We start from the raw sequence: 9956 nt of genomic DNA on the forward strand, positions 1-9956 counted from the left end.
ATATAGGTTGGTTGGTGTGAGGAGTCAACCACATGTTTTGTCCATTGTCCTTGCCGGTGGCGAAGGCAAGCGTCTCTTCCCGCTGACGGAAGACCGCGCTAAGCCCGCCGTGCCGTTCGGCGGTAGCTATCGGCTTATCGACTTCGTGCTGTCGAACCTGGTCAACGCAGGTTTCCTGAAGATCTGTGTGCTGACCCAGTACAAGTCCCACTCGCTCGACCGTCACATTTCGCAGGCGTGGCAGCTGTCCGGTATCACCGGCCAGTACGTCACTCCGGTGCCGGCTCAGCAGCGTCTGGGTAAGCGCTGGTTCACCGGTTCGGCTGACGCGATTCTGCAGTCGCTGAATTTGGTTTATGACGAGGATCCGGAGTACGTCATCGTCTTCGGTGCCGACCACGTCTACCGTATGGACCCGCAGCAGATGCTGGAGGCCCACATCGAGTCTGGCGCTGGCGTTACCGTTGCTGGTATCCGTGTCCCACGCTCCGAGGCCAGCGCATTCGGTGTCATCGATGCGGATGACAACAACCGAATCACCGAGTTCCTGGAGAAGCCGGCTGATCCGCCTGGCACCCCGGATGACCCGGACTCGACGTTCGCGTCGATGGGTAACTACATCTTCACTACCTCCGCGCTTATCGACGCTATTAAGCGTGACTCGGAAGATGAAAACTCCGACCATGACATGGGCGGAGACATCATTCCGATGCTGGTAGAGGAGGGCGAGGCCTTCGTCTGGGACTTCAAGGACAGCTACGTTCCGGGTGAGACCGAACGTGATAAGGGCTACTGGCGTGACGTCGGTACCATCGATGCCTTCTACGAGGCCAATATGGACCTGATTTCCGTCCACCCGGTGTTTAACCTCTACAACAAGAAGTGGCCAATCCACACCTTCTCGGAGGAGAACCTGCCTCCGGCGAAGTTCGTCCAGGGTGGTATAGCTCAGGCTTCCATGGTGGGTGCCGGTTCGATTGTCTCTGGTGGCACAGTTCGCAACTCGGTGATTAGCACCAACGTTGTGGTCGAGGATGGCGCGACGGTGGAGGGCTCGGTTCTCTTCCCAGGTGTGCGCGTCGGCCGCGGAGCAGTGGTTCGTCACGCGATCTTGGACAAGAACGTCGTTGTCTCCGACGGCGCCATCATCGGTGTCGAGCCGGAGAAGGACGCAGAGCGCTTCAAGGTCAGCGCTGGCGGCGTTGTGGCCGTCGGTAAGGGCCAGGTTATTTAGCCTGTCAAAGCCTGGCTGAGGCTGCAAAAAGGCACGTACCGTGGGGTACGTGCCTTTTTGGTACGTGCCTTTTTTCTTTTAACCCTTTTGCTACCTAGCCCCAAAACTGGCAATCCCAAAAATGTGGGCTGCACGTGGGGCTACGGGCTGCAGACGTGAAACTGTGCGAGTTTATGACACTTTCAGGCCATTTTTCGGGCCATTTTTGACATAAACGCAGTCAGTAACTCGCATTGGCCCGAGGCCGCCAGCCATAAACGCAGTCAGTAACTCGGCTCGGCCCGAGGCCGCCAGCCAGCCGGCCAACAGTAGAAAACTACTTCTTCACCAGCACAGTGGTTCCGGCTGCTAGGGGGAGGCGCATCACGTAAGCGTCGTCAAGCTGGAGCATGTATTCGTCGGCTTCGCGGGCAGCGACGGTGTCACGGTCAGTGCGTGACGAGTCAGCAACAGTGCCGTCGAGGAGCGCGCCGGTCAGGACGAGCGCGCCACCGGAGCGAAGCAGCGGCCAGGCCTTTTCCTGTGCGGCGCGGAGGATTGCCGGGGCGACGTCCAAGTAGACCAAGTCGTAGGAGTTGGCGGCCAGGCGATCCATGACCTCCAGTGGCTGCGAGGGCAGGAAGCGCTGTCGGTTGGGGCGGATGCCTGCGGCTCGGAAAGCGGACTTTGCCAGAGACTGGTGCTCGAGCTCAGGGTCGATGCAGGTGAGAACGCCGTCATCGCCGAGACCGGCGGCCAGGTGCAAACCGACTACGCCTGCTGCAGGCGATGCGATGACAGCGGCGGGGTGACCGTCGCGGCGGGCACTGGTCAGCGCCATGAGCGAGGTTAAGGCGGCGCCGGTCATCGTATCGGGGACGGCAACTCCGTATTCGCGAGCGCTCTCTCGGGCGCTTTCAAGGGCCTCGGAGACTACGGTCGTGTTGTTGACGTGCTGTGCAATAGCGTCACGTGCGGATAGCGGGGTAGCAGAAGAACTCGTTTCGGACACGCTCTATAGCGTAGGAAAAAACTCCGTGCAGGGCAGCGGGGCGCGCCGGTCAGTGCCGGACTAGGTGGGTAAACAAGCCTCAAATTTCTCTGGACTCTCAAACTATTTTCAGGGTAAGGTCACTACAAACCTAAGGTTGGTAAGGAACACTGAACTTCATGCCCGAACGAGTCAAGTCCGAACGAGTCAGCGCAGGCGCCAGCCGCGAGGACGCCCCGTCCGCTGACGCAACTGAGCAACTGTCCGGCACCGCAGCTTTTGACGCAGGTGTGGGAGAGATGCCGTCGTGGTCGGAACTTGTCCAAGCCCACGCGGATAGTGTTTACGGGCTCGCATATCGGTTGACTGGTAACCAGCAGGACGCGGAAGACCTGACGCAGGAGACATTCATGCGTGTGTTCCGCTCGCTGAAGTCATACCGTCCCGGCACTTTTGAAGGCTGGCTGCATCGGATTACCACTAACCTGTTTTTGGATATGGTCCGGCATCGGCAGGTGATCCGGATGGAGGCGTTGCCGGAGAACTACGACCGCGTCCCGGGCACGCTGAAGACGCCGGAGCAGGCCGTCGATGATGCGATGCTCGATCCTGATTTGGAAATCGCGCTGGCTGAGCTGCAGCCGGACTATCGCGCGGTGGTTGTCCTCTGTGATGTGGTGGGGCTGACCTACGAGGAAATTGCTAACACCCTTGGGCTCAAGATGGGCACCGTGCGTTCGCGCATTCACCGGGCACGTTCCAGCTTGCGGGCGACGTTGGAGCGTCTGGAGAGGCAGCGGCAGGAGCTGCCGGAGTCGGTCACCGCAGGCTAGTTTTCCCGCACTTAATCCGTGGGAGCGGCTATTGTGGGGCTAGTTATATAGGTGTGATTTCTGGAGGTGCTGCAGTCTGTGATCCGGCAGGACGATGACAAGCGTTTTTTGTCGACGGAGCATCTCGGCACCGAGGCGATTGCCGCTTTTGTTGATGGCGAGTTGTCGCTCGTGGCTGAGCGCCGCGCGCAGGCGCACCTGATGGCATGTCCGGAATGTCGCCGGGAGGTCGCGAAGCAGCGGCAGGCAGCCAAGCGTCTGCGTGATAGCGCGGCCTTGCACATTCCAGCCGAGCTGCGCGCTCGTATTGCTGATTTCGCAGGCAGCTGCGAGGACTCAGAGCCCCATAGGTCGGCGCGGCATCTCGCGCACCGTCCGCCGGAGTCGCTGAGCGCTGCGTTGGAGCAGATTGTTCGCGGTTTTCGTAAAGGTGGTAGTCACTAGTGGGCAAACATCGCGCTTTCGATGATTCCGCGTTTGCCCCGGACGCCGATCGTGCCGCCGCAACTGGTGGGCTACAGCGTGCACCAGGGCAGAAGCTTGACGACGACACCAGCGCCACCACTAAAGAGTATTCGCCGTGGCAGGATTCGTCGTCACGCATGACGACGGGGCGTCCAGCCCGCAAACCCGAAGCGAAGAAGAAACCTCGCCCGAAGACGGCTCCCCGCGTCAGCGCGCGGGAAGTGATTTTTGGCCGTGAGGTGCCGTGGCGTGTGATTGCGGCGTCGTCGGCCGTGGTGTTGCTCATCGGTGGTGTTGGCGGCTTTGTCGGCGGTTGGGCTGGCAAGACTTTCCGCTCGGACTATCAGCGTGTGGAGCTGCAGCAGATCGAGGGGCGGCCGGGCAACGGCGATTTGTCCGAAATCGGCAAGGTGGCGGAGACTCTTCGTCCCGCGGTGGTGTCGATTGCGGTCAGTGCCGGTGAGGTTTCGGGCGTGGGCTCGGGGTTTGTCATTGATGGTGACGGTCATATTTTGACGAATAACCATGTCGTTTCAGCAGTGGCGGACCGGCAGGATATGCAGGTCTCGGTAACGTTTTGGGACGGTGGCAAGCTGAAAGAGGTGCCGGCCAAAATCATAGGCCGCGACCCGAAGACCGACCTCGCCGTAATTAAGGTCGAAGATGTTGCGGGGCTGACCGTGGCGCAGCTTGGTGATTCCAATGCGGTTGCAGTCGGTGACACAGTGATTGCGATGGGCTCGCCGCAGGGGCTGGGCGGAACGGTGACTTCGGGCATTGTCTCGGCGCTTAATCGGCCGGTGCGCCTGGCGGCTGAGGGGACTGATACGGATGGCTACGCCGATGCGATTCAGACCGATGCCTCCATCAACCCGGGTAACTCGGGTGGTCCACTGGTGGATATCCGCGGTGCCATTATCGGTATTAATACAGTGATTTTCAGTAGCTCGGGTGGCTCACAGGGGTTGGGCTTTGCGATCCCAATCAACTCGGCCGTTTCCATCGCTGAGCAGCTCATTGCCGGTGACAAGCCGGTTCATCCAGGGATCGGCGTGACAGCGCGCACGGTTTCCAATGGCGCACTGACTGGTGCCGAGATTGCCAGCATCCTGCCGGGAGGTGTCGCTGATCGGGAAGGCCTGCAGGAAGGCGACGTGATTACGGCTGTGGGAGACCGCGCGGTATCGTCCGCAGATGAGCTCACGGTGGCGCTGTGGACTGTTGGCGCTGGTAATGAGGCGGTATTGAAGATCGTTCGCCACGGAGCCGAGCTGGAGGCAAAGATCACGCCGGAGTAGGGTGGCGCTGGTTTTGCTTGGACGTGCCTGGGGTTGGCTGGTTTCTGCGGATTTGGCGGATTTGGCCGCGCAATGCTGCATGCGGGGTGCACTGTAACTAAGGTGGTATAACGTGTTTTCTAATGTTGGCTGGGGCGAGATTCTCGTCCTCTTTATCCTCGGACTAATTCTCATCGGACCTGAGCGGTTGCCGAAGGTAATTGAGGACATCCGCGCATTGCTTCTGGCTGCGCGCACCGCAATCAATGACGCACGCGATAACCTCTCGGACGAGTTCGGTGAAGACTTCGACGATCTTCGCAAGCCGCTGCAGGAGCTCAACGATCTCCGTCGTCTCAACCCGAAGACCGCCATCACCAGGACGATTTTCGACGGCGATGACACCTACCTGGACATGCTCTCCGGTAAGCCCGCAGCGGGTGGCGGCGGAACTGGTGCAACCGGAGTTGCCGGAGCCGGTGGATCCTCTGGAGTAGCTGGTGCGGCTGGAGCAACTGGTGCCGCAGGCCAGCAGTACCAGCAGCCCAACATGAGCCAGCCAGTGCAGCCGGCTCCGTCGCAGCAGTCGGCTCAGCAGCCCGCCCAGCAGCCAGCCCAGCAGCCAGGAACGTGGCAGGATCCAGTTGCTCAGGCCCGCCAACAGCAGGCACAGCAAACACCACAGCAGCCGCAACAGCCGCAACAACCTCAGCAGCCCCGTGGGGTGCAGGCCTGGGTCGACGACGACAACCTATAGAGGTGGCAAACCGTTCCCGACCGAAAGTTACTGACTAGGTTTATGACACTTTCATGGCAAAAATTTTGCTCAAAGTGTCATAAGCCTAGTCAGTAAGTGCACGCAGCCGCGTCGGCGGATACACCGCCCGCACCGCCCGCAAACCCCGGACCACCGAAAACACCTACACCACCGAAAACACCTACACCACATACGCCCCCAGACACTGCAGCCACAATGAGCAAAGGCCCCCTTCCCGGCACCGAAATACCGGAAAGGGGGCGTCGCTGTGACCGTCGTAAAGCGAAGGCCTACTTCGGAGTCACGCCCAAGCCGAGCGACTTGCCGGCCAGCGACTCGCGGCGAACCACCAGCTTGTCAGCGATAGCGTTCAGAGCCTCGCCCGCGCCAGAATCCGGCTTAGACAGGACGATCGGGGTGCCCTTGTCGCCGCCCTCGCGGAGCTCGGTGTCCAGCGGCACCTGGCCGAGCAGCTCGACCTTACCGCCGGTGATCTGAGTAAGACGACGGGCAACGGTCTCGCCGCCGCCTGTGCCGAAGACCTCCATCTTGGAGCCATCGGGCATCTCCATCCAGCTCATGTTCTCAATAACACCGGCGATGCGCTGGCGGGTCTGTAGCGAAATTGTGCCGGCGCGCTCGGCGACCTCGGCGGCGGCCATCTGCGGGGTAGTAACAATCAGCAGCTCAGCGTTCGGCACGAGCTGCGCCACGGAGATGGCGATGTCGCCGGTTCCAGGAGGCAGGTCGAAAAGCAGGACGTCCAAGTCGCCCCAGAACACGTCCGCGAGGAACTGCTGGATAGCGCGGTGCAGCATCGGGCCACGCCAGACAACCGGCGCGTTGTCGTCGACGAAGTGTCCGATAGAAATCAGCGACACGCCGTGCGCCTGCGGGGGCATAATCATGTCGTCGACCTGGTGCGGCTTTTCCTCGGAGCCCATCATGTGCGGGATGGAGTGTCCGTAGACATCGGCATCGAGAACACCGACGGACAGACCCTTCGCAGCCAACGCGGCGGCGAGGTTCACGGTCACAGAGGACTTACCAACGCCACCCTTACCGGAGGCGACGGCGAACACTCGGGTGCGGGAGTCCGGCTGGGCGAATGGGATCACCGGCTCGGAGGCGGTGCCGCGGACGGCGTTGCGGAACTCGCGGCGCTGCTCGTCATTCATTACATCGGTGGTGACGGTGACGTTGCCAACGCCCTCGATACCGTTGAGCGCGTCTTCGGTGCGCTCGATGATGGTGTTTTTCATGGGGCAACCGGCGATGGTGAGGTAAATCTCCACGGCCACGTCGTTGTTGTCCGCCACCGAGATGGACTTGACCATGCCAATCTCGGTAATCGGGCGACGTACCTCAGGATCTTCGACCTGCGCCAGGGCGGTGCGAACTTCAGCTTCAGTAATCGTAGACATTATGTAGTGAATCTTATCGTGAGACCCCGTAAGACAAAGAACTACTGACAAAATCAGCAGTTTTCCGCTTTACGACGGTCGCAGCGCCCAACCCTTCCGACAAGCGCGGTGGCGGTGGAATGGGTGGCGGGCCAGACGGTGGAACAATTGGAAACTGTCAGGCGTTGTCCTTGATAGAACGCTTTTTAGCGGTAGTTTTAGCAATATTTTTCAGCAACTGAGTCACCAATTGCTGTGACAACAACTGCAAGGGAACGGTGAGAGTACCGATGGCAAATGGGGAAGCGAACAGCGGCTGGGGGAGCGGCCGGGAGCGGAGCATTAAGTCCCGGTTGCCTCAGCGGCAGGTGCCCGAGGGGTGGCCGGTGGGTAGCTTCACCAACTACGCCGATGCCCAGGCTGCGGTGGATTCGCTCAGTGATCGCGATGAGTTCCCGGTTTCCGACCTCACCATCGTCGGCGTTGACCTGATGCAGGTGGAGCGCGTGGTAGGTCGGTTGACCTGGCCGAAAGTGCTCGGTGGTGGCGCGCTGTACGGCCTATGGATGGGCCTGTTCTTCGGCCTGATTCTGGGGCTTTTCCAGGAAGATTGGGTTAGCCCGTTGATTGTTGGCCTCGGGATGGGCGCCATCTTTGGCATCGTGCTGGCCGCAGTCCCATACGCCATGCAAAACGGCAAGCGGGATTTCTCCACCACCACGGAGATTGTTGCCCGTCGCTACGACGTCTTGTGCAATCCCCGCAATGCCGAGCGCGCCCGCGACCTGTTGGCGCAGCGGGCTCTCGGTGGGAACCGCGGGTAGGTTGTTGTACTCGTCGTAAAGCGTTGCCTGCCAGAAGCGGAAACTACAGCCACTTGTTGCGGCGCAGGAGCCACACCAAAAACGCCACAATGGCGAACATGATGGCGAGGACGATGAAGTACCCGTACTCCCAGTGCAGTTCGGGCATGCGGTCGAAGTTCATGCCGTAGATACCGGCCAGGGCGGTTGGCACGGCGAGAATAGCCGCGTATGCCGAGATAGTACGCATGTCCTGGTTCTGCTGCAGCTGGATCTTCACTGCGGCGGCGTCGATGAGGGAGGAGAGGCGTTCGTCGAGTCCGGCTACGAGGTCCGCCGCGGCGAGCTGGTGGTCGAGAACATCGGAAAGATAACGGCTGACGTCCTTAGGCATGATGTCTTCCCGCAGATTCATCAGGGAGCGCAGCGCCGGCGTCAGCGGATCAATTGCGTGGCGCATCTCCAGAATCTCTCGTTTGAGGATGTAAATGTCCTCAATATCCGACACCAAATTCGGCTCGAAGACTTCGTCTTCCATAATTTCCACGCGATCTTCCAGCTGCAACGCAATGCGCAGGTACGCATCGACGAGGTTGTCCGTCAGCGCCCACAGCACGCCCGCGGGGCCGTAGTCGATGGCGTCGGTGGTGTTCTCCACGCGTGCGCTAATGCGCTGCATATCCGAGCTCGGCATGCCCATGCGAATGGTGATGACGTACTCCTGGCCGATAACAATCATCAGCTGGCCAGAGCGAATGATTTCATTTTCGTCGTCCGCGAGACCTTCCGGGGAGTAGTGAATCGAGCGAATCACAAAAACCACGTGATCATCGTGGATCTCAATCTTGGGACGCTGACGGTTGGTCAGTGCGTCCTCCACCGTCAGCTCATCTAGGCCGTAGAGCTCAGCGATGGCGTCCATCTGCGTCGCGTTGGGGCGCGACAACGACAGCCACGTGAAGCCCTCGCCAAAATTACGCACCTCGGACAGACCGGAGAAGTGGTCGTAGGTGCCCGGCAAACGCTTGCCGCCGATGTAGACGCCGCAATCGCGCAGGGCATCGCTCACAGCCGCCGACTGTGTTTCTCCCACGCTTGACGACGATCCGTTGGTGCGCGTCACCTTCGAGACAGCTGACATTGCTGCGGATTTAGCTGCATTCGTTGCCCGAGCAGTTTTGCCGGGTTTTGCTGCGGCCAACGGTGTTGAGTCTTTACTTGTCGAGTTAGTTCGCGGATTGCGAGCTTTCGCCGAAGCGCTATTGTTGCGGCTATTCGTATCACCCATTCTGGGAGACCTCACAATCCGTTCGTAGGTTACGCTGGTGTCGATGATTGATTTTAGACGTGCGAGCGGCGAGCTCCACTATTGCACTGGCTCAATGGGGAACAGGGGTAGCTCCAAGGCTGCTGTGTGCACTTTTGCTGCCCTGGCGTTGGTCGCTGGGACAGCGGGGTTCGGCCTTTCCGCGTGTTCTGATTTGGATCCGCAGATGCCTGTTCCTCCCGAGCAGGAGGCGGTAGTAACTATCGGGGCAGACCTGCGCAACCCCGAGCAAGCAGCTCTCGCGTACGTGTATGCGCAAAGCTTTGAGAGGGTAGGGCGCCAAGCGGAGGTCGTCGGCATTCGCGATGCTGAGGACCGGTTGCGAGCTGTGCGCAATGAAGCGGTTCTGGTCTCTTTCGGGTGCACAGGCGAGTTGCTCGGCCTGAGCGATTCCGCGTCCGCGGCTTCGCTGGCTAAGGAGTACGCCGATGACTCCACCCCGGACAAGCAGTTCAGTGGCGAGTGGCGAGACCGTGTTTACGACGCATTTTCGCGGTCGTTGCCGGGGGAAGTTATGGCCACCGACGCGGGCATAGCACAGGGCTGCGCAGATGTGTCAGATGACAATGCTGGGGCTAACCTGCCGCAATGGCTTGTGCCGTTCTACGTCAAGCCAGCGTTGGATCGGAACGATCGAGTCCGGGTACTCAACGAGATTGCTGGTTCTTTGAGCACTGAGGATTTAAAGCTGATGACCCGAGCTGTGGCTGGTGGCGCGAGCCCTGAGTTGGTCGCTCAGGAGTGGTTGGATAAGGCGTAGCCGGGGCGGCGGGGCTATTTGCGGCGGTATCTGACGCGTATCTGCTGTTGGCTGCTCTTGGCTGCCCCCCATGTGGGTTGATTAACCCATGAATGCGGGCTGCAAATGTGAAACTGTGCGAGTTTAT

At 60.2% G+C, this 9956-nt stretch carries 10 protein-coding genes; 7 read left to right on the forward strand and 3 right to left on the reverse strand.

What is annotated here, in order from left to right; genetic code table 11:
- Nucleotides 1–16: 16 nt before the first annotated feature.
- Nucleotides 17–1234 carry a glucose-1-phosphate adenylyltransferase gene (gene glgC, locus HMPREF2847_RS04895; protein WP_070851704.1) on the forward strand — a complete coding sequence of 406 codons (1218 nt, stop codon included), beginning with the start codon at nucleotides 17–19 and terminating at the stop codon, nucleotides 1232–1234.
- A gap of 316 nt (nucleotides 1235–1550) precedes the next feature.
- Here the strand turns inward: glgC and HMPREF2847_RS04900 are convergent, their stop codons facing one another.
- Nucleotides 1551–2225 carry an O-methyltransferase gene (locus HMPREF2847_RS04900; RefSeq protein WP_070851705.1) on the reverse strand — a complete coding sequence of 225 codons (675 nt, stop codon included), beginning with the start codon at nucleotides 2223–2225 and terminating at the stop codon, nucleotides 1551–1553.
- 158 nt (nucleotides 2226–2383) lie between these two features.
- Here HMPREF2847_RS04900 and sigE point away from each other — a divergent pair, with 158 nt between their 5' ends.
- The 4 genes from sigE (at nucleotide 2384) to tatB (ending at nucleotide 5536) form a co-directional block, all read left to right on the forward strand.
- Nucleotides 2384–3037, forward strand: a complete 654-nt coding sequence (gene sigE / locus HMPREF2847_RS04905; protein WP_038628362.1) for an RNA polymerase sigma factor SigE — start codon at nucleotides 2384–2386, stop codon at nucleotides 3035–3037.
- A gap of 66 nt (nucleotides 3038–3103) precedes the next feature.
- Nucleotides 3104–3481: an anti-sigma factor family protein gene (locus HMPREF2847_RS04910; RefSeq protein ID WP_246821947.1), complete on the forward strand. Its 378-nt coding sequence runs from the start codon at nucleotides 3104–3106 to the stop codon at nucleotides 3479–3481.
- Complete coding sequence (locus HMPREF2847_RS04915) at nucleotides 3481–4800, forward strand: S1C family serine protease (RefSeq protein WP_070851706.1); 1320 nt, start codon at nucleotides 3481–3483, stop codon at nucleotides 4798–4800. Before HMPREF2847_RS04910 ends, HMPREF2847_RS04915 begins: the two co-directional genes overlap by 1 nt.
- Before the next feature lie 112 nt (nucleotides 4801–4912).
- Nucleotides 4913–5536 carry a Sec-independent protein translocase protein TatB gene (gene tatB / locus HMPREF2847_RS11940; protein ID WP_070851707.1) on the forward strand — a complete coding sequence of 208 codons (624 nt, stop codon included), beginning with the start codon at nucleotides 4913–4915 and terminating at the stop codon, nucleotides 5534–5536.
- Between the two features lie 290 nt (nucleotides 5537–5826).
- Here tatB and HMPREF2847_RS04925 read toward each other — a convergent pair whose 3' ends face one another.
- Nucleotides 5827–6960, reverse strand: coding sequence for an Mrp/NBP35 family ATP-binding protein (locus HMPREF2847_RS04925; protein WP_048761389.1), 1134 nt, complete (start codon nucleotides 6958–6960; stop codon nucleotides 5827–5829).
- Between the two features lie 269 nt (nucleotides 6961–7229).
- On the opposite strand from HMPREF2847_RS04925, the gene HMPREF2847_RS04930 reads away from it, so the two are divergent.
- Nucleotides 7230–7763: a YflT domain-containing protein gene (locus HMPREF2847_RS04930; protein ID WP_141765054.1), complete on the forward strand. Its 534-nt coding sequence runs from the start codon at nucleotides 7230–7232 to the stop codon at nucleotides 7761–7763.
- Between the two features lie 43 nt (nucleotides 7764–7806).
- Here the strand turns inward: HMPREF2847_RS04930 and HMPREF2847_RS04935 are convergent, their stop codons facing one another.
- Entirely contained in the window at nucleotides 7807–8883 is a 1077-nt protein-coding gene (locus tag HMPREF2847_RS04935) for a magnesium and cobalt transport protein CorA (RefSeq protein ID WP_246821948.1), read from the reverse strand.
- Nucleotides 8884–9124: 241 nt separating this feature from the next.
- Between HMPREF2847_RS04935 and HMPREF2847_RS04940 the strand changes: the two genes are divergently transcribed.
- Nucleotides 9125–9829 (forward strand): type 2 periplasmic-binding domain-containing protein, encoded by a 705-nt coding sequence (locus HMPREF2847_RS04940; RefSeq protein WP_246821949.1) that lies wholly within the window; start codon nucleotides 9125–9127, stop codon nucleotides 9827–9829.
- Nucleotides 9830–9956: the final 127 nt, after the last annotated feature.

Source organism: Corynebacterium sp. HMSC074C03 (assembly GCF_001838285.1).
In the GTDB taxonomy this organism is placed as follows: domain Bacteria; phylum Actinomycetota; class Actinomycetes; order Mycobacteriales; family Mycobacteriaceae; genus Corynebacterium; species Corynebacterium amycolatum.

Coding starts and splice junctions, on each gene's coding strand:
- HMPREF2847_RS04940 (WP_246821949.1), top strand. CDS start 9,125: ATGGGGAACAGGGGTAGCTCCAAGGCTGCTGTGTGCACTTTTGCTGCC.
- HMPREF2847_RS04930 (WP_141765054.1), top strand. CDS start 7,230: ATGGCAAATGGGGAAGCGAACAGCGGCTGGGGGAGCGGCCGGGAGCGG.
- HMPREF2847_RS04925 (WP_048761389.1), bottom strand. CDS start 6,960: ATGTCTACGATTACTGAAGCTGAAGTTCGCACCGCCCTGGCGCAGGTC.
- HMPREF2847_RS04935 (WP_246821948.1), bottom strand. CDS start 8,883: ATGTCAGCTGTCTCGAAGGTGACGCGCACCAACGGATCGTCGTCAAGC.
- sigE (WP_038628362.1), top strand. CDS start 2,384: ATGCCCGAACGAGTCAAGTCCGAACGAGTCAGCGCAGGCGCCAGCCGC.